Source organism: Sphingobacterium olei, from assembly GCF_005048855.1.
Classification (GTDB): Bacteria; Bacteroidota; Bacteroidia; order Sphingobacteriales; family Sphingobacteriaceae; genus Sphingobacterium; species Sphingobacterium olei.
In genome coordinates this window covers 37,055-58,028 of record NZ_SUME01000003.1, presented here as the reverse complement: position 1 = coordinate 58,028, position 20,974 = coordinate 37,055, and the positions used below count along the sequence as shown (strand labels likewise).

General features: G+C 41.5%; 15 protein-coding genes. 1 reads left to right on the top strand and 14 read right to left on the bottom strand.

What is annotated here, in order from left to right; genetic code table 11:
* Nucleotides 1-48: 48 nt before the first annotated feature.
* The 3 genes from FAZ15_RS07660 to FAZ15_RS07650 all read right to left on the bottom strand — a co-directional run bounded on the left by FAZ15_RS07660 (nucleotide 49) and on the right by FAZ15_RS07650 (nucleotide 3,442).
* Nucleotides 49-408, bottom strand: coding sequence for a four helix bundle protein (locus FAZ15_RS07660; RefSeq protein WP_136900737.1), 360 nt, complete (start codon nucleotides 406-408; stop codon nucleotides 49-51).
* A gap of 57 nt (nucleotides 409-465) precedes the next feature.
* Nucleotides 466-2,892: a 3-hydroxyacyl-CoA dehydrogenase/enoyl-CoA hydratase family protein gene (locus tag FAZ15_RS07655; protein WP_136900736.1), complete on the bottom strand. Its 2,427-nt coding sequence runs from the start codon at nucleotides 2,890-2,892 to the stop codon at nucleotides 466-468.
* A gap of 97 nt (nucleotides 2,893-2,989) precedes the next feature.
* On the bottom strand, nucleotides 2,990-3,442 hold the full coding sequence (locus tag FAZ15_RS07650; RefSeq protein ID WP_136819317.1) for a MarR family winged helix-turn-helix transcriptional regulator: 453 nt from the start codon (nucleotides 3,440-3,442) through the stop codon (nucleotides 2,990-2,992).
* Between the two features lie 552 nt (nucleotides 3,443-3,994).
* On the opposite strand from FAZ15_RS07650, the gene FAZ15_RS07645 reads away from it, so the two are divergent.
* Nucleotides 3,995-4,957, top strand: a complete 963-nt coding sequence (locus FAZ15_RS07645; protein WP_136900735.1) for an isopenicillin N synthase family dioxygenase — start codon at nucleotides 3,995-3,997, stop codon at nucleotides 4,955-4,957.
* Between the two features lie 27 nt (nucleotides 4,958-4,984).
* Here FAZ15_RS07645 and FAZ15_RS07640 read toward each other — a convergent pair whose 3' ends face one another.
* From FAZ15_RS07640 to FAZ15_RS07590, 11 genes are all read right to left on the bottom strand, one after another.
* On the bottom strand, nucleotides 4,985-6,178 hold the full coding sequence (locus FAZ15_RS07640; protein ID WP_238387193.1) for an ABC transporter permease: 1,194 nt from the start codon (nucleotides 6,176-6,178) through the stop codon (nucleotides 4,985-4,987).
* 9 nt (nucleotides 6,179-6,187) lie between these two features.
* Nucleotides 6,188-7,147 (bottom strand): HlyD family secretion protein, encoded by a 960-nt coding sequence (locus FAZ15_RS07635; protein WP_136900734.1) that lies wholly within the window; start codon nucleotides 7,145-7,147, stop codon nucleotides 6,188-6,190.
* Nucleotides 7,148-7,155: 8 nt separating this feature from the next.
* On the bottom strand, nucleotides 7,156-8,550 hold the full coding sequence (locus tag FAZ15_RS07630) for a TolC family protein (protein ID WP_238387192.1): 1,395 nt from the start codon (nucleotides 8,548-8,550) through the stop codon (nucleotides 7,156-7,158).
* A 161-nt stretch (nucleotides 8,551-8,711) separates the two neighbouring features.
* Entirely contained in the window at nucleotides 8,712-9,272 is a 561-nt protein-coding gene (locus FAZ15_RS07625) for a Crp/Fnr family transcriptional regulator (protein ID WP_136900733.1), read from the bottom strand.
* 34 nt (nucleotides 9,273-9,306) lie between these two features.
* The gene (locus tag FAZ15_RS07620) at nucleotides 9,307-10,524 is read right to left on the bottom strand and encodes an MFS transporter (RefSeq protein ID WP_136900732.1); all 1,218 of its coding nucleotides are present in this window, start codon (nucleotides 10,522-10,524) and stop codon (nucleotides 9,307-9,309) included.
* A gap of 205 nt (nucleotides 10,525-10,729) precedes the next feature.
* The gene (locus FAZ15_RS07615; RefSeq protein ID WP_162304899.1) at nucleotides 10,730-11,800 is read right to left on the bottom strand and encodes an alpha/beta hydrolase; all 1,071 of its coding nucleotides are present in this window, start codon (nucleotides 11,798-11,800) and stop codon (nucleotides 10,730-10,732) included.
* Between the two features lie 10 nt (nucleotides 11,801-11,810).
* The gene (locus tag FAZ15_RS07610; protein ID WP_162304898.1) at nucleotides 11,811-13,763 is read right to left on the bottom strand and encodes a peroxiredoxin family protein; all 1,953 of its coding nucleotides are present in this window, start codon (nucleotides 13,761-13,763) and stop codon (nucleotides 11,811-11,813) included.
* A 51-nt stretch (nucleotides 13,764-13,814) separates the two neighbouring features.
* Nucleotides 13,815-15,317, bottom strand: coding sequence for a PKD-like family lipoprotein (locus tag FAZ15_RS07605; protein WP_136900729.1), 1,503 nt, complete (start codon nucleotides 15,315-15,317; stop codon nucleotides 13,815-13,817).
* A 13-nt stretch (nucleotides 15,318-15,330) separates the two neighbouring features.
* Nucleotides 15,331-16,083 (bottom strand): DUF4843 domain-containing protein, encoded by a 753-nt coding sequence (locus tag FAZ15_RS07600; RefSeq protein WP_136900728.1) that lies wholly within the window; start codon nucleotides 16,081-16,083, stop codon nucleotides 15,331-15,333.
* Between the two features lie 17 nt (nucleotides 16,084-16,100).
* Nucleotides 16,101-17,519 carry a RagB/SusD family nutrient uptake outer membrane protein gene (locus FAZ15_RS07595; RefSeq protein ID WP_136900727.1) on the bottom strand — a complete coding sequence of 473 codons (1,419 nt, stop codon included), beginning with the start codon at nucleotides 17,517-17,519 and terminating at the stop codon, nucleotides 16,101-16,103.
* A 22-nt stretch (nucleotides 17,520-17,541) separates the two neighbouring features.
* Nucleotides 17,542-20,958, bottom strand: coding sequence for a SusC/RagA family TonB-linked outer membrane protein (locus tag FAZ15_RS07590; RefSeq protein ID WP_136900726.1), 3,417 nt, complete (start codon nucleotides 20,956-20,958; stop codon nucleotides 17,542-17,544).
* Nucleotides 20,959-20,974: the final 16 nt, after the last annotated feature.

The following is a 20,974-nucleotide window of genomic DNA, read 5'->3' as shown; positions in this document are numbered from 1 at the left end:
GTGAGATTTTAGATATGAGAATTTGCTCTGTCCAAAACCCGCACATAATTATTTCTTATTTCTCAGTTTATTTTGAAAACCGTAGTTCATTTTCTGTATTTCGGCCACGCTATCACAAACAAAGTTCATTTCTTCGTAGCTGATAAAAGATAGTTTATGAGCTATTACTATCTGTGTTTGCAATTCATATGAAGAACCGTTAGCGATTCCTAAAAAATGAACAAATTCATTTTCTGAATTTCGTCCAGCTCCTTCCGCTATGTTGGACGGGATGGAAATGGCAGATCTTTTTAGCTGTGAGGACAATCCATATCTCTCGTCATTGGGAAAATCAGCAACTAATTTATATACATGTACAGAAAGATCAATTGCCTTTTGCCATATTAGAAGTTCTTGTAAATTGTGCATAATTCTTAAATATCATTAATCTAGCATCTGATATCTCACATCTAATATCTTCTCTGTCTAATTCCTAAGCGGCTTCCCTTTCGTCAGCATATGCTGAATGCGTTCCAGTGTTTTGCGCTCAGCACAAAGTTCTAAAAAGGCTTTACGCTCGAGATCTAACAGGTATTGTTCGGAGACTTCAGTTGGCGCCGAAAGATTTCCTCCACACATCACCCAACCTAGTTTCTCGGAGATTTTTTTATCATGATCGGAGATGTAATTACCTGCCCGCATCGATGCTGCTCCCACATAAACGATACCCAAACCTTGATTACCTAACACTTTAATGTCATTTCGTGGAGCAGGTTGTATATATCCTTCGACTGCTAGCTCCAAGGCTTTTGCTTTTGCATCTGCCAATAAGCGTGCTCTATTCATCGTCACAGCATATTTTCCTTGCTGTAAATAACCGAGTTCAAAAGCTTCTACGGCTGAAGTCGACACCTTGGCTTGCCCGATGGTCAAAAATCTATCCTTTAATGTGTTTTGTACAATTTGATCGTCGCGGTATTCATCGGAGGCGCGTAAGGCAAATTCTTTGGAGCCTCCCCCTCCTGGAATAACACCCACGCCAAATTCGACGAGCCCCATGTACGTTTCGGCATGTAGCTGTACAAAATCAGCATGCATCGAAAATTCACATCCTCCTCCCAATGTGAGTTGAAAAGGAGCTGCTACAACTGGAATAGACGAATAGCGGATACGCATGGCTGTATTTTGAAACATACGGACGGCCATATTCAGCTCATCGTAATCTTGCTCTACGGCCATCATAAATATCATTCCGATGTTCGCCCCTGCAGAGAAATTTTTCCCGTCGTTCGATATGACGAGACCGCGATATTCCTTTTCAGCCAAATCGATCGCTTTATTCACACCTTGGATCACATCGCCGCCAATCGTGTTCATCTTGGTATGGAACTCACAGTTGATGATCCCATCGCCAAGATCAATAATGGACACACCCGAATTCTTCCAAATTGTTTTTGCTTCGCGGATGTGGTCAAGTACAATGAGCTCCTCGGCCCCTGGTATAGGCTTATAGGACTTCGATGCAATATCATAAAACTGACGGACCCCGTTCTCTATCTTATAAAACGACTCGTGCCCCGCTGCCAACATATCATGTACCCACGATGCAACTGCACCTTCTTGTCCTGGAAGTCGTTTTTCTTCCGTCTTTATTTTTTCAATGGTTTCGCGGACTCCCAATGCATCCCATACCTCGAATGGACCTATCTCCCAGCCGAAACCAGCACGCATCGCGTCATCTATACGGAAGAAATCGTCCGTAATCTCAGGCACACGCTTGGACACATATTCAAACAGCGGATAATGCATCGCTCGGAAGAGTTCAGCAGCTTTATCTGTGCCCTGCTCGTAAACCTTCATGCGCTTACGAATATCTTCAATTGGTTTGGTCGCTTCTAGGGTGGTCGATTTCACCTTTTGCTGCGGACCAAAGGTCATTGTTTTTAGATTTAAAGACAGAATCTCCGAGCCGCCCTTATCATCTTTTACTTTTTCATAAAATCCTTTTTTTGTTTTCTCACCCAGCCATTTATTTTCCACCATCTTGTCAATGAAGGCGGGTAGCTGAAATACGCCTTTCGCTTCATCACCCGGGGCGTTCTGTTTCAGTCCTTTGGCAACATTTACCAGGGTATCCAGACCTACTACATCAGCTGTACGGAAAGTGGCTGATTTTGGATGTCCCATTGCCGGCCCCGTATACTTATCCACTTCCTCTACCGAAAGGTCTAGTTTTTCAACTAAATGTGTCAATGCCAACATGGAATAGACACCGATACGGTTCCCGATAAAAGCAGGTGTATCTTTACATAATACGACCGTTTTACCCAACATCTTATCACCGAACTCCATTAAGAATGCTACGACATCGGAATCGGTATCTGCCGTCGGAATGATCTCCAAAAGCTGCAAATATCGAGGAGGGTTAAAAAAATGTGTCCCGCAGAAGTGCTTTTTAAAATCGTCGGAGCGGCCCTCGGTCATCATATGTATGGGTATACCCGATGTATTAGATGTAATTAATGTCCCCGGTTTTCGAAATTGCTCTACCCGATCGAATACCGATTTTTTGACATCCAGACGCTCAACCACGACCTCAATAACCCAATCCACCTGCGCGATCTGTGCTAGATCATCATCAAAATTTCCAGTCTTAATCCGTTTTACATACGATTTACTAAAGAGTGGTGAAGGATTTGACTTCACTGCGGTTTCCAACGATTGGTTGACAATGCGGTTTCGCACGATCTTACTGTCTAAGGTAAGTCCTTTGGCCTCTTCAGCAGGTATTAAAGTACTTGGCACAATATCCAGTAGCAATACTTCGACACCAATGTTCGCGAAGTGGCATGCAATGCGCGATCCCATTACGCCCGAACCCAAAACAGCGATTTTTTTAATACTTCTGTTCATCTCTCTATGATTTTTTCGTTATGGTCAGTGGAGCCTTCGATGAATAAATAATTCACGTCGGGTCCATCTGTCTATGATTTTTTCTTCATTAGATCTATTAATCCAAAGATTCTAAGCGCAATCCCGGCATGTAGCTACTCGCTAACTCGTTGATTTTACTAAGCGTCTTAACGAGTTGGATACGCTCTTCTTCTGGAAGTTGAGATTCTAAATACTCATTAAATTCTCGGACTACATCTTTTGCAATCTTTCGTTTTTCTTTACCCAATTCCGTTAAATACACTTTCACGGACCGTTTGTCAGTTTCACTGGTCTCTCGATAGATAAACCCCAAGGCCTCTAAATTGTTTAACACACGGGATAGCGATGTGGTTTTAACACCTGTTGAATTTGCAATTTGGGAAACAGGGGTGCCGTCTTTATGAATATTTATTAAAATATAACCGGCGGCCTGAGTGAACCCATGCTGCGTAGCAATAAAATTGTACTTGTTCGCAACGGTCTGCCACGCAGTCTTCATAAAGTAATCTATTGTGTTATCTTGGCTCATGTTTGGATTTTGCTTTTTTATTATGCAAGCATATCAAATTTACCACTTTGATTTGAGATTCCAAATATTTTCTCGATTTTTTTAATGTATTCTTAATGGCATCCCCATTTCACCACCTTTCCGCCACTGGCCGTGGCAGGGCTCCAAACTTTTTCTTGAAAAAAAGTTTGACAAAATTCAAGACTTGGTCAATGTTACGCTAAATTATAAAAATACAATATAATCAATGCACTATCCTTACATTCACTAATGATGTCGCCTTAGTCATTTGCCAATTGCAGAAGGAGGCACTAGCCAATGTGGCAAATGGGTACAGCGACGAGTTTTTGCTTCTTTTTGAGGTAAAAAGAAGAGCCCCGCCACGGCTTGAGTGGCAAATAGAAAATAAGGATAATAATGCATGCAAATACAATCTAGAATCAGTAAAAGAAATTTGATTAAAAAATAAGTTCCTTAAATTTACCATTTCAATCTATACCCTTTGACATTCTCGTTACAAAAATTTTCCAAACAATATTATTCCGTAACTTTGCATTAAACAAACAGTTAAATATGGCAATCGTAAACATACCTCGGCTAGACCTCTTAAACTATACACAGGGATCAGCAGCACAACGCAAGCAGTTTTCTCAGGATATCGGCAAGGCTTTCAACGAAACCGGCTTTGTTACCATCGCTAATCACGGATTGAGTCAACAGCTGATTGATGATTTGTACGAAGTGGTGAAAGCATTCTTCGACTTATCTGAAGATACGAAACGCCGATATGAATTTCCGGAACTTGCCGGACAGCGCGGGTACACCGCAAAAGGACGTGAAAAAGCGAAAGATGCCAGTACACCCGATCTGAAAGAATTTTGGCAACGTGGCCAGACCATTGTGGGTGAAACGTATTCAAAAGCAGACTTTCCAGATAATCCAGAAGTAGCTGAGCTATCGCGATTCAATGAAATCACATCGGAGGTTTACAAAAAACTGGAAGATGCGGGACGCAACCTGTTAAAAGCCATTGCTGTTTATTTGGATTTAGAAGAAGATTATTTTGAAAAATTCGTCATTAACGGCAATTCCATATTACGGGCAATACATTATTTTCCGATTGAAAATCCCGATACCTTATCGCCTGACGCCGTACGGGCAGGGGCACATGAAGACATCAATTTAATTACGTTATTAATCGGTGCCAGTGCAGATGGATTAGAGGTATTAACTAAAGATGGAGCTTGGTTTCCTATCAAGGCCAAAGGGGAAGATATCGTCGTGAATGTGGGCGATATGTTGCAACGTCTCACAAACAATAAATTGAAATCCACCACACATCGCGTGGTCAATCCACCCCGCGAATTGATGACGACCTCCCGCTATTCCGTGCCGTTCTTTCTACACCCAAAATCTACTATGAGTTTGACCTGTCTGGATAGTTGTATTTCGGAGGAATATCCAAAAGCATATCCCGATTATACGGCGGGGCAATATTTGGACGAGCGACTGCGAGAGATAGGGTTGAAAATGTAATTTAAGGGGGATTTTAATACCCCTTTTTTATGTTACCGAACTTTTTTCATCTTTTCCTGTTCGTGCAATACTCCCGACTTTTTTAATCTTAATGGAAAGAATAATCCATGCTGCTATAAAGCAGACTGTAGTGATTATTGCTAAAGCAAGCAGGGGCATATGGAGATGATATGTTTCTGCCTGTTGGATAAATAGGAGTCTAAATATTTTTAAATAATGGGTCGTGGGAATAACCGACGAGATGTGCTGAATCCAGCTCGGCATCTGGCTCAGCGGCCATGTAAATCCGCTTACAATAAAAGCCGGCGTAGCAATAACCATCAACACTTCCGTCGCTTTTAATTGACTGGGCAACAGGATACTTACCAATATTCCTAATCCACAAACTGCCATGACAAACACAAAAGTGGACAATATAAACCACCAGAAACTAGCGTGCAGTGGCATGTGATAATATACACCTACCATCCAATATAGAACCACAATACCAATAGACATCAGTATATAGGGAATCACTTTAACCAACATCAATCCCAAGGCGTTAGGCATTTTAGTCGCCAGATCCTTAAACGTTTTATTTTCAAACTCCGACGCAAAAGACAGCGCTAAACCCAACAGCAAAACCTGTTGAAAAACAGTAATCAAAACACCTGGTAACATAAAATACAAATAATTCCCGCTTCGGATATTTTGTTTTATAATAGTCGTTTTAAAGGGCTCATACTGTTGCGAAGCAATGTATTCGGGTACACCTTTTTTCTTTTGCGATTCGATCTGCACACCAGCTTTCATTGTCATAGCAACCACATTTACGGCCATTAATGCCGTATTAGATGTTAACGTATTGGAGCCATCTACAAATACCGTTACTTCGGGCAATCGATTTTGTTGTACACCAGATGCAAAACCTTTGGGAATGTGTACCACCGTTGTTGCGTCAGCTTTAATGGCGAAATCCCTTGAATTAAATAAAGATGGTAAAATAGCCGATACCACAACACTCTCGTTATCTTCCAACATATTAATGAATGTATGCGACATAGGACTATTGTCTTCGTCGACTACAATAACGGGTAGATCCGTTACCTTACCTTTTTGGTATACATTTCCTATCAGTACGCTATACATAATAGGAGCGCCAATAAAGAGGACGAGTAGGACCTTATTGTTGTAAAATAGGTTAAATTCCCTTTTGATCAATGTTAAGATTGTTTTCAACATACGTCCCATCTAATCTAATGTTAGTTTCACCGTGGTCCTGGTGAGTAAATCCTGTCCAACCTGCGGATCCACAGGCAGCACCTTAATTTCAAATAAGGTCTGTTGCTGATCGTAATCTGGATAAGCTGTCGCAATGTTAGCGTAGGAGCTCAAGGTCTTCAAAGAAACGACTTTTCCCTGTATAATCTTGTTGTCTAAATATGGGACCTGTATTGCTATCGTTGCTCCTTTTTTTACTTTCCCAATTTTATTCTCGGGTATCGTAAATCTGAAGTAAGTAGATTCATTTAAATAACCGTTAAATATAGGATACCCAGCAAGAGCCAATTCTCCTATTTTGAGGTTGATCGTTTCAATGGTCATTTGCTGAGGCGCGACAACAAACTTTTCCCTTGCAGCGACACGTACTTCCGACACGGCTCCTTTCGCCCGGTCCTTTTGGCCTAATGCCATCACCTGTTGTTCATACCGGGTGCCGCTTTTCACCTCAGCTATTTCGGCCTGTGCCGCTAAGTACTGATTTTTAGCGCCTTGGTATTTCGCATACGTTTCGTCATATTTCTGTTGGGAAATCAAACTATCTTTCAGCAGATTATTTAACCGATCAATCGACTTCTGCGCAAAATCATATTGCTCCTTTAAGCCATCGACTTTAGCCTGCAGCTGTACCAACTGACCAGCAGTAGCTCCTTTTACTGCCATATTATATTGGGCTTCGGCGGATTCCAATGCGCCTAACGCCTGCTCTTCTTTTGCGTCTACTTCCGGGATATCCAATATAGCCAAGGTATCTCCCGCCTGTACGATGTCACCTTCCTGAACAAGGATTTTTTCGATTTTTCCAGGGACTTTAGTCACGACGGTTATTTGTTCGCGTTCCACTTTTCCGTCAACTTGGTCGACTCTTTTTGATTGACTCTGACAAGCCACAATCAGTAGTAGAAATGGGATTATATGTATATGCTTCATATGTATAATTATTCAAACATCGTTTGTACCAATGTGCCAGAGGTGTGCAATAAATCCATTGCGGCCTGCCTCTGCTGAAGTATGTTGTTGTAATAGTTTAACTTCACCTTATACCAATCATTTTCGGCAGAGAGTCTTTCTGTCATTTCAATCAAACCAGCTTCATATTGTTTAGTCGCCAATACCAAATTGTTTTCTGCGATCTTGATCTGTTGTTCCCCCACGCGATATCGTTGCCGGGAGGTCGCATACGTAACCTTATTCTTTTCCAACAATAGATTCAATTTTTCTTCCGTATCAGCGAGTTTCATTGCATTGATTTCTTGATCTATTTTAACTTGCTTCAATTTATTCCGGTGTTCGCCTCCTGTGAAAATGTCCCACTTCGCACCCACCCCTACCATGAAATTAGGTCGCAACTTCAGGTGATTTGATGATAAGTCTACGTTCCCAACAACAGGCATATCCTTGATCGTCAATTGCGTATCAAATACATTTAAATAATTAACAGACCCGAAAGCAAAAACTGCAGGTAGAGATGCCCCCTTTTCCTTCTTATAAACATATTCATAGGCTTTAGCGGAAGTATTTAGCGCTTTTAGTTCCAATCGATTTTCTACACCAGCCGGCAATTCGGATAAGTTCCACGGTGTTAATGAATAAACCACACGATTTAACTCATCGAAAGATAAAGAGGTTTCCTGTTCCAACTTCTTGTAGAGTAAATTTCTATTGCCTTCTACTTCGACCTTTTTTTCATCCAGCTCCAGCATGGCCAACTTTAGCTTATCTCTGTCATACGGAATCGCCAGTCCATTTTCTATCGCCTTATTTACTTTTTCCTGTTCTTTCTTTAATCTAATTTCAGAATCTGCTATTAATTTATCCACCTCTTTAAGTAACATGAGTTGATCAAAAGTCGAGATGATATCTTTTACGATATTTTCCTTGTTGGCCTCTACGAGATACTGTTGTGCTTTTGCCTTTTCCTGAAGTGCTTTTTGACCGTTTGGAATCTGTAGTCCGGAGAATATGATCTGTTTGGCACTGACCCCCACAAAGGCTGCCTGCGAACGCAGACCGAAATCAGTAGCACCTTCAAATAACCCCAAATCAAACAGTGGGATACTGGATGCAGGTAGATCGATTTGACCACTTCCGTTGATATACGTGTATAATCCCGTTGCCGAAACATGCGGCAACTTTTTCGCATCTACACCTTCCGCTTCTAGCTGTACCTTTGTTACCTCATATGATTTCAATTTCAACCCCCTATTAGACAGCAATGCCTGCTGCACGACCTGTTTTAATTTCGGAGAGACATATTCTTGTGCTTTTACAATGGGTGCCATTAAAAGCATAGTGCCTACTAAACCATAACACACCCGTGATTTATTCTTCATCTGCCTGTTTTTATTCCGTGGTAATAATGGTATCATTATACATTTTCAATTCTAAAACAAAGGTCTCGTAAATTTGATTTACTTTTTTTAAGATATCTTAAAAAACGAAACTTGTTGTTCAAAACATTGAATTAGCAGAAAGAAAGCAGTAAAAGGGTGGGCTACTTGCCTGCGCGTATTACGCTTAGGGTTTGTTGTGATATCCCGAGATAGCTCGCAATGTCACCTAAGGGTGCACGCAGTAGAATTTCGGGATTCGTCTCTAAAAATTTTTGATAACGCTCTTGAGCGGTTTCGAACTGCATACTGTGCAATCGGGAAGAAAATCCAATTAATGCATCCAACAATATCTGCTGAACGACTTTATTCATTGCAAGAGATTCATCCGCTAGCTTTTCAATAACAGAGAAAGGAATAATGGTTACTTCAGTTTGTTCGATCGCTTCAATCCCGTACTGCGACAATTTATTGTAAAAAACACTTTCCGACCCGGCCGCAAACGTATTCTCCGGACAAAAGTAATGGGTGATCTTTTTATCCGTTTTTTCGTAAAAAATACGTACCAATCCCTTCTCTATAAAAAAAATATGCTTGGAATAACGTGCGGGAGATAAAATCACGTCTCTTTTATTAAAGATCTTTGTTGAACAAACCAGTTCGATCTGTGACAACAAGTCGTCAGATAAGCGGAATTTTTCTTTAAGATAAGTGATGAGCTGCATCTCTTTTACTATTTTTTATATCCAATTTAAACCCTTACTTCCGTTTACCTGCAATATTGGGCAATAAGCCTGTAATAATACCGATCAGCGGAAGATAAGCACAAACCTGAAAGACGTATTGTATGCTGGTGTGATCAGCCAGCCATCCTAAGAGCGCCGATCCTATCCCACCCATTCCAAAAGCAAAACCAAAAAATAGACCTGCTATCATCCCCACTTTTCCTGGGACCAAATCTGTCGCATAGACTAAAATAGCTGAAAAAGCCGAAGAAATAATTACCCCGATCAGTACAGCTAACACAACCGTCCAAAAAAGATCCATATGAGGTAAAAGCAACGTAAAAGGAGCAGCCCCTAAAATAGAAACCCAGATAATAAGCTTGCGCCCGTACCGATCTCCCAAAGGTCCGCCGAGAATAGTACCTGCAGCAACCGCCGCTAGAAAAGCAAAAAGATAGATTTGAGATTGTTGAACCGAGAGACCAAACTTATCGATCAAATAGAACGTGAAATAACTTGTCATGGAAGCCATATAAAAATACTTAGAAAAGATCAGCACCAATAAAATACCGATCGAAAGCGTAATTTTTCCTTTGCTCAGAACCGGTGCCCCTATCTCAAGTTTAGCTACTCTGGATGTAGAAGTGTTCACGACCATGTTTGCTTTGTACCACTTACCCACAGCCGTCAGGATAACAATGGCCAATAGCGCGAACAATGCGAACCAACTGATATAAGCCTGACCATGCGGTATAACAATTAGAGCGGCAATCAATGGACCAATCGCACTCCCTGCGTTTCCTCCTACCTGAAAGATGGACTGTGCCAAACCTTTCCTGCCTCCTGATGCCAGCTGGGCAACACGCGAAGCTTCGGGATGGAATATGGAAGATCCTATCCCGATCAAGCTCACCGAAGCAAGAACAAAGCCATAACTTGGGGCAAGCGATATACAGATTAATCCAATCAATGTAAATCCCATACCAATGGCCAAGGAGAGCGGATTAGGTCGTTTATCCGTATAATATCCCACTAAAGGTTGAAATATTGAAGCTGATAACTGGAACACCAACGTAATTAACCCCACCTGCGTAAAGCTCAATTTAAAATTCTCCTTAAGCATCGGATAGATAGCCGGCACGACTGCCTGCAATAGATCATTAAGCAAATGACTGAAACTAATAGCAAACAAAATAGCATATACTGTATTTTTAACTACCGGAGAAGTTGGTGTATCTATATCTCTATTCATAAAATTTTCAATTCAATTCCTACCCAACCACACTAAAAAAAATGCCCCTCATCACAGATAAGGGGCAAACTTAGACAAAATGTATTGTATTCACAAACCCAACAAAATGAGCTCATTTACACTATTGTTATCGGAAGAACTGCGACGCCAAATGAGTCCATGGATTCCTTGAAGGACAACTATACTCTTCCTTGGTTCCTGCTCACTATTTTACTGTTTTATTTAACCATGCGGTAATGATAGCCAATGTACTTGTCGGTATCGTCCCCAGTTCCGCATACTCTTTGGCGTCACAGGTCTTACACGCTTGCATTAGGTGATTGACGTTTGGCAATAAATGAGTCGTTACCAACCCCTTCTGTCCGGACTTGCTGTATTTCTGCCATCCCTCCAGATTAGTAGGATCCACATAAACATCCTTGTCGCCATTTAATGCTAATATAGGCACATCGACCTGGCTCAACACCAATTCTGCGTTATAGCGAACGAAATAACGGTACCACGGTCCAACGGCCTGCATGGCGTATGAATAGATCGGAAAACGAAAGTGATCCCATTCCTTACCTAAGGTTTTGAAATAGAGGTCATCTTTGATTTTCCAGTAGTCATAAACCTCATTCAGCTTGCTTTCCAAACTATCGGATTGGGCATACTGATAAGCTGTCGAGAACATCAGTCTATTTATCTGGTTATATCGCTTTTGATCCACAGGTGTCGCAGGCGAATTGCGTACAATATTTTCATTCTGAATCAATAATGACTCCATACCGTTGGTGGCTAGTCCAGCCAAACTAACGAGGAAAGTGACATCTTTAGACTGTGACGCGGCGATAGACATCGCAGCTCCACCTTCGCTATGGCCCAAGAGACCAATTTTTCTGCTATCTACGTTTGGATAGGTCTTCAAGAAATCAACAGCCTGCAAAGCATCTTTTGCAAAGTCGGCTGTAGTAGCTTGTTGATAGGTTCCTGTTGTCTTCCCCACGCCACGGTCATCCATTCGCAATACAATATAGCCGCGCTCGCTCAGGTAACCGGCTATTTGGGCAAATAACTTTTGACCCGCCATCGTACAATCTCTGTCTTGCGGTCCGGTTCCAGAGAGAAGCACAAGCGCCGGAAATTGTCCAGCCTCCCGGGGACTGGTAATTGTTGCGCCGATTTGGATCGTATCACCCTTTGCTTCAAATATAACCTCTTCCGAGTTAAACTGCTGCGCACCTGCTATATTTAAAGCAGAGAACCAGAGTCCAATCAGCAAACATCCTTTTAACATCCTAGTCATTTTATTTTTCCGTTTTTAATACCTGTACCATTTCAATAATTTCATCCGCAAGCTCGGAGGAACTGCCCATATAGCCTACTTCGGAAAAGCGCAATTTACCATTAGGACCTACTACCATCTTATGCGGGATTGCGCCCACACCAGCTGCCTTCGACGCTTTACTATCGCCATCCAACAACACCGTAAACGGATAATCATTTTCCTTCATATAGTTGGTGACATACTCCTTCATATCCTTTTTCTCTTGGGTATCTACAAAATAAAAAACAACATTAGGGTCATTTTTAAAGTGGTCCACGGCAAGTTTCATCCCTGGAAAGGCTGCTTTACAAGGTGCACACCAAGACGCCCAAAAATCAAGGACAATGATTTTACCCTTCTGATCAGACAGACGCACATTATTTCCATTCTGGTCCAGCAACTGAAAATCAGCAAAATCCTTATTGATTAGTAGTTTTTGAACTTTCTCTTTCAATTCTTTTCCCTTATCCGCATCCTTCAAACTAGCCAGATAACTCTCGTATCCCTTCTCTGATTTATTGCGTTTGGTATACAACGTCTTCATCAGCTCTAACATGTAAGTTGAACTTTGGTTGAGCGAATAACTCTTCTCCAACGCCATCTGCAGTTCCTTTGCTTTCCCTTGCCCCTCTAAAACACGGACATAACTGTCGTTTAGATTAGCGTCTTCATACATTTTGGTACTCTGTGCTGCGGCAGCGTAAACAAAGGCTTCGTCATACAGGTTATTATCTACCAATATCTTGGCAAAAAGAGCCGCGTTGGCATAGTAAAGTGTGGAAAATCGGTCCCCTTGAAAGTTATCCTTGTAGTAGTTTAAACGTTCTAATACCACCCGTGTATAAGGTAAAATCTCCTGCGCATTCATACTAGCCTGAGAAATATAGGGAACATATAAGGATCTGTAAATGACATTAGATAGCGATTCATAAGGGGCAGCTGTTGAGATATACTTGGAATAAGCCGCAAAGTCTTTCTGCATACTGGTATAGACCGAGATTATCCAATAGGCAGTAATGTGGCTAATGCGATTCGCTTCATTGAATTCCTCATCCGATTCGTTGTAAGGGTGTTTATCCACAAATGACATGGCTGCCTTTAAGCGCCCTTCCTCCGTTTTTGCTTCTTGTATTGATTTAAAATCAGCCAATCGCTGATAATCACTTACATATTTACCATCGGGAAATTGCAAACGTATTTTACCTTCAATTTCCTTGACCTTGCTTGTATCCTGCAATACCTCTTTATACACTTTCATAAGCTGCATAAAGTTATCTTCTTTTAAATCAGGAATCTGCTGGAGCGCATCCAATTCGTTATTCAGTTTACCTAAAGACTCCTCTTTATCCATATGCTTCAGTGCACTTGCGGCTGCATACAACACCTTAAAGCGATTCTCCGGATGATATTGCAATTCATACTTGACCCACATCAGCAAAATTTCATCTGTCTTGTAAGCCGCTGTATCCACCACATAAGGAACGCCTTTCACAATATGTGGGGTACGCAACATACCCCAGCCCAGCAAACCACCTGAGACCTGACGGCCGTCGTTTGCAGTAAGAATATAGGAATACGTTAACTCGCCTCCATTATCTTGAATAGTGTCAGATTGAAAAGTCAAATTCATTAAACCTAAATTCGGGGGCAACACATAGGTTGCTGTCCAAACAGAATCTCTTTTTGTAAATTTCAGATTATCCTGTATCCATTTAAAATCCTGGAATCCAGTCATTGCTGCTGATATTTCCGTTGCATTTTTCAACACCGTCGTCCGGGCATCATATACCAGCTGAACGGTATCTTGCTCTTTCGGAAATTCGGGGATAACACGAAATGGTTGCATTTGCTGCGCTATAACAGGAACACTTAATAAAAGTGTTCCTGTTATACTTAAAATTGATTTTCTTATTATACTACTTATTGATATCATGCTGTTTTTTTTATACATCATTTCTTTACTGTATCTATCACAAATAACTTCTTAGCCGAATCCCTTTGCTCTCGCAGACATATCTGCCACTTTACCATCGACCTCAAACACATTCAACGGGGTTTGATTGACTACACCCGAGGTTTCATTGATAGCAAGTTCGTATACCTTTCCATTTGTGCCATTCCAAGTAGCGACATATAGAACCCGTTCCTCTTTATCAGCTACCATCGAATTCGGTGTAGGTCGGTAGTATTTCATACAGGTAATCTCTTCTCCTTCAGGAATCTGGAAGGCAAGGCTAGCGGTATTGGTTGACTGATAAGCATAATTATAGATCTTATCTGCTGTCGCGTAGTAAGCGTATCCGCCAAATCCACTGACCTGATAAAACTTCGCACTTGAAATTTCAGGAAGGGAAGTCATGTTGTAAGCACCAATTGCCAAAGCTCCATTGTCCGTTGCGCTAAAATTCAATCCGTAAAGCCATCTCGCATCTCCAGTCTTGTCTTTGAAAAAGGCGTAGGTATAATTTGATGCGCCACTAGTCATATAGAGCATATCCTTACCTATATTACGTAAGTCAAACGCTTGGCCTTCGACTGGAGCAGAAAAATCACCCACAGTATTGGTTGATATAAAATACCGGATAAAGCGACTATGTTTCGTATCGTATCCAACTGCACCCAGACCAGAAGAAACCTTAGGTGATAGATAAGGTGCCAATTCATAATCTCCGTCCGCAGGGCTACCAAATTTAATATCGCTTTCGAAAAAACCTGTAGTCGCCACCAATAATTTGTCACCGTTAATCATGACCTGCTGCGAACCAATCGTGAACACATAGGCTTGGGGATTAATCTCTAATTCTCTGTTACGAAATAACTCTTCCTGATCCCGTATCAATGTGAAATCGCTACCCAAAAACCTACCGAGACTATTGTCACTTCCTACCGTAATCCAATTTGTAATCTGATAAGCTTGACGTGCACTCCAAATAAATTTGGCCTGCCCAGCAAGGTATTTGCCCATTGTTAAACTATACAGCCCTTTTGTTTGGGTAGTGGTAGCGATATCTGCGGAAAGTGCAGGCGTACGGATAAAATCCACATCGCCTCCCTGCGCCGTTTGATACAAAATCATCATCCCGAATTCCATATTTGCCGTCACACTCACGTTAAAAAGCACGTTGGATTTTAATCCATTTGTATTGTTGGTCACGATTAATTCGGCAATATATTCGCCTACCGGTTCAGAAATAATATAATCCAAATTGAGCTGGTTTGACACTTCTTTAGCCGGTGGAACAGCATTATTTGTAGTTTGCTTTCCATAAAGTAACCACTGATATTGTAAATCCTGTCCTTCTGGAATTTGTATTTCTGGTTCGATTTGAAGGTGTGACAACCGTAGGATCCTATATGTCGCCCCTATACCGCCCGTGTCTATCCGAACAACTTCGGTATCCATATAATCATAATTGCCGAGATCTTTTTTACAGCTCTGTATAAAGACTGCAGCTAGCGCTATATATATATATAAAATTCTTTTCATCCTTTTTCCTTATTTAAAATACGACCAATGCGCCATTCTCATCACGTAGCGGATAGTTAGGCTTGCCAAAATTTTCGGTATTCACCTCTCTCAGTCTAACACGTAATCGACTCGCCATGTCCTGTAAATCTGCAAGTGAGTATTCTCCCGGCAAATTTTCCACTCGTGGGCTCAATTGCGAGGGAAACTCAGCAATACCCAACTCATCGATAATGAATTGATATTTTACATTACTATACGCACCAAAATAAAATGGCCAAGGGTTCGGCTGGATCAGTCGATCTGCCCAACTCAAGGTAAAAACCTCGTCTTCTATCACACCCGCTTTAAAATCTGCAGTTTCGCCAATGGTGAGATTCAGAACAACAGTTTCATTTTTTAAGCGTAGGGTACGATAAAGTACAACCGGCAATAGCCCTTCAATATTACCTGCGGGCACCAAACCAGGAATAAAATCGAAATCTACTCCTTCTATAGCCGTGGTTCCCTCGGCAATCGTTTTACCCATAACTTGTCTATCGCGGTTAACGATTTCCCCCATAGTCTTTACCTTGATATAAAGCGTATCCTTCATTTCTTCATCCGCTAAGGTCAAAAATGTAAATGTGCGGCTGCTCACACGTGTACGATTGACATCGTTAGCACGCTCAAAAAAATACAATCGAGGATCCTGTGTATACCCGTCAATATCCTTCTCGCAACCGGCCAAAGCAAATAAGCCTACAATTAATAATACTCCTATGGTTACTTTATATAAAAAATTCATTTTGCTCTTCCTTTCATTTATTGTCCATAAAATATTTCCCGGTCAGGCAACGGCAACACATAAGTTTCCTCGTTCATTGTCACGTATACACCATCTATTTGACTTGCGTTTTTACGCTTGTAATAGTAAAACAGCTGTCCCTCTCCAATAAATTCACGCCTGTATTCTAACCGAATCTGAGCTTCAATCTGATCCGATGTCAGTGTTGGAGAAAGTTCATCAAGCAGATTTCGATGCCTGCGGACTTCATCCAGGTATGCTACTGAGGCAGTAGGGTCCGTATCAGAAAGGCACTCTGCTGCAATATAATACAACTCGGACTTTCGAAGAATCGGCATACGATTCGAAAATGCTGTCGATCCGTTTTGAATAAGCTTTGTAGAATAACGCCTCCAAATGCTCTCATTGAATCGTGTCAGATATACAAATCGATAATCAACAGGATCAAAAAGGGACTCATATTCATAGGGCGATCGGGCCAACAAGTTACCCGACACCTCAGGATCATAGAACGGACTGGTAACAGTAGCCATGTTCGAGATATTAAGACAGAAGATTAATTCTTGCGTAAAAATCTTATTTCTGTTACTCTCGTCAAAAGTTGCGATTTCTGAAGATGGTGTCCATCCGAACACATTGCTTTCTATAACTTCTCTAGCCGCAGCTAATGCGCCTACCTTATCACCAGCGTACAATAAAACACGAGCCTGTAGCGCTCTAACAGCATAATAATTGAGTTTAAATGTTCGGTCACGAAGATACACGGAGGCATTAGCTGCATTGGTGGGCACAATGGGATCATAACCTCTTAACTCCTCCGTTGCTATATCCAGATCGGCAATGACCCGATTTAAAAAAGCACGAGTAGTTAACCTTTCCTTGGGCACTGTACCAACCGCATCCATATACGGCAATGCTAACTCTGTTTCCCCATTGGAGGCTATCGAAGACCCATATAAACGAACCAGATCAAAATGTAATAGCGCTCGTAAACCATAAGCCTCGCCTCGTATAACGTGGTAATTAACACCAGAAAACAATCCCGATCCCTTCTCATTTATCTGATCGATAAGTGTATTGATATTTGCAATCGTATTATAACTGTTTTCAAACAAGTCGCCGGATTTACTAATAAAATTCTCCTCATCATAATCATAATTGACCGTAGAGTAGTACTGATTCGCTGAGGTCTGTCCGTTAAACTGTCCACCCAATCCATCCACCATTCCAAAAGTGAGTTCACGACCGTATAATTGTTCGTTTGTCATCTTGACATAGACGCCCGTCAGCGCATCTTGGAAACCCGATTCTTTTTCAAACACCCTTTCAGCTTCAATTTGGGTTTGTGGAGCCACATCCAACCACTTATCACAAGAGGCAAAAAGCAAAATGTAGGTAACAACCCCTATATGTATGTAATTTCTATATGCTTTCATCTTTCTATTCTTTTAAACACAATTAAAAACTAGCGCCCAAGGTAAAAGAAATGGTACGCGCATACGGGTAATCTAATCCTCGCTCGATACGCACCGTACTCAATCTACCCAGATCATTCAGATTACAAGTCGCCATTAAACTTTTGAAAGGTGATCGTTGCACAAAATTCATCCGTGTAAAGTTGTAGGACAAACTGACTGATGAGAAAATAAACTCGTTATAATCTTGAACAAAACGCGAAGTTGGTCTGGTTGCTGTAAAGCTAGTCTCTGCAATACCTTTGAACAAAGACACATCTCCAGGTTGCTTCCAACGTTCCTCTAATGCACGAATATCTACGTTATAATTAAAGTCGGCATCGTCCACCAAACTAACCAAAGTGGAATTGTACATCTGCCCACCCCAACGGTAAGTAAAAGCGAAATTGACACTCAAGTCCTTATATTGCACATTGGCACCAAAAGTACCATTGTATAATGGTTGCGTGTCACCAAATACATCCTGATCTTCAGCCGACCATACATAGGTCATTGTACCATCTCGTTTCAAAAAGATTTCCTGCCCGTTGGACGGATCAATACCCAAGGATTGTACAGCCCAAATCGCATTCATCGATCGCCCCACCTCGTAGCGTCTCGCCGGTCTTTGTCTATCGCTTTTTGGCGCAGTTTCGTTGCCTGCTCCGCCTGTTTCATCAAACTTATCGCTATTTAGATTATTCAATGCCTCCAACGAACTTGAAATACGACGTATTTTATTGGTATTATGTGCGACGTTTCCAAAAATATTCACATTTAAGCCTCTACCTGCATCCTTAATCATTCTATAATTTAATGTAGCTTGAAAGCCTTTATTCTGAACATCACCAATATTCTCTGCGTAGTCCGTAAAGCCTAAAGACGGCGCTATCTCCATGCTCAGTAGCAAATTATTGGTATTCTTGATATAGTAATCGAAACTGGCATTGAAGCGGTTTAAAAAACCAATTTCTGCACGGTAGTTGGTTTCGGCCACCTTTTGCCATTGTAGATTCGGATTCGCCAAAGCCATCAGCTCTAGGCCCATGTCCCCGTTGTAGGTCCTATCTAGGATATAGTTGTACGTAGCCAATGACTGGTATGCGTTCTGTCCCGGGGGCGTACCTGTGACCCCCGTATTTGCTGTGATGCGGAATAGATCGACCCAGTTCAAATTTCTAACGAACTCTTCTTCATGCAGATTCCAACCAGCTCCCAAAGACCAGAAATTACCCCATTTGGAATCTTTTCCATACTGTGACGAGGCATTTCTACGGAAAGAAGCATCCAATAGGAATCGTTTGTCAAAAACGTAATTCAATGCAGCAGTCGCCGCTCCAATTCGCACGGTATTCTCCGTACCTACGGCCTTTGTGCCTTCCTGATACTGCTTACCCATAGCAATGTTATTCAGGTCATCATTGGGAAAACCTACCATCGTCATGCCTGTAGTTTCTGTCTTGTTTTCATTAGCGGTAAGGATTCCATTTAAATAAAACTCATGCTTGCCTATTATTTTGTTGTAAGCCGTACTTAAGTCTACGGTATATGCCTTTTGGAATCCATTATTCAATCGATAAGTCCCTCTGTTCAGATATTCCGGATTTAACGGTGAAATATTGATGTAATCTGTATGTGATGCGGATCGGAAGAACTCCGTTAGTGTATTTTGCTGGTTATACCCTATACGTGCATTAAACCTCAAATTATCATTATGACGGTAGTCAATCTGAAAATTCTCGGTGATAGTCGTATAATTATTACCGTCTTTAGAATTCAGTGTTCCATTGTATAAGGGATTACCGACCGGAGTACTGGAAGAACCGGCACCTATCGTATACGACTTTATCAAATTGCCATTCTCATCATAAATCCGCCAATAGGGGTTCATCCTCGCGTAGTCGCGGAAAGTTCCATACGGACTATTCCTAGCAAAATTACGATCCACCGAGAGATTATTCGTTGCGGAGATCTTACCTTTACGGTAAACGAGAACGGACTGGCCACTATACGTATTTCGGTCGGAACCTTTCATTACCCCTTTGTTATTATTGTAGCCTAGATTGACCGAATATTGAAAGTTTTCCTCACCTCCATCTAAGGTCATTGTATGCCGCTGGCCAATACCATTTTGCAAGGGTTGTGATAACCAATAGGTATCAACACCATCTAGCGCCGCCTTTAAATTATTGGTATACACTTTTGTCAAGGCAGCCTGGGTCTCTGGAATAGGAGAGCTGTATTTTCCTGACAACACCTCTCCCTGGATTTTTTCCATACTGTTGGTCAGGTGATAAGTTGTCAAGTCTGGAGCCTGAATATTGGCACTGGCATTATACGAAATACGCATCTGTCCGACCTGCGGACGTAATGTCTCAATAACAATAACACCATTTCCTGCTTTCGCACCCCACATCGCCTTGGCAGCGGCATCTTTTAGTATCGTGACACTCTTTATGAAGTTAATATTCAAATCAAATACACGTTGAATAGTCGTCTCAAATCCGTCAACAATAAATAGTGGTTGGTTTGCAATATTGCTATATTCGGTACGCAGATCTTCCGAAAACCCAGTCTGACCTCGTAATTGGATCTCGGGAATCATATTGGGATTAGACCCGAAGTCATTATTGGTCAACATCTGGAATGATGGATCTAAAATAGCCAATGCGGAAAGTACGTTCTGATTAGAAACCTCTTTAATTTGCTGTTGGTTAAATGTCACTGTACTTCCGGTAAATGTACCGGCTTTCCGCTCATACAAACCGGTGTTAATCACAACCTCCTCAAGGGTATTATCTTCGCTATGCAGCACGACGTTCCCCAAGTTTCCGTCACCCAATATAACTTTTTTCGTAACGAATCCTATGTAACGGAATTCTATTTCTTTCGCATTCTCGGGAAATACGATTCTAAAGTACCCACCTTCATTGGTCGCGCCGCCTATGCGTGTACCCACGAACCAAAAAGTAACTTTGGGAAGCCCTTCTCCTTTACCGTTCACTACACGTCCGCTTACCTCTCGCTCCTGTGCACCTGCTGATGAAGGTCTTTTATCTGGTTTGTAAATAGCGTATAAGTTTGGATTTACTTTCGATATTTCGAGTCCCTTTCCGGTCAAGGCCTCTTTAAGCACTTCACTCACATCTGCATCGGCCGCACGCACCGTAATCTGGATATTTTGCGTTAAAATATCATCGCTGTAAACAAAACGGACATTGGATTTTTTTTCAATATCCTGTAGAAAATGAGCTAATGATGTGTTCCGATGATTAACCGAAACCTTGTTTTGGGAGTAAGCACCAGCAGAGGCGCTCAATAGCCCAATGCACATCAGAAAAAGCGTAAGCTTCATATACAATATCGCTTGAAGACAAGCAGAAGTTTCCTTAAAGCGCTCCTGCTTTAAAATATTATTCATAAATTTAGAATGGATT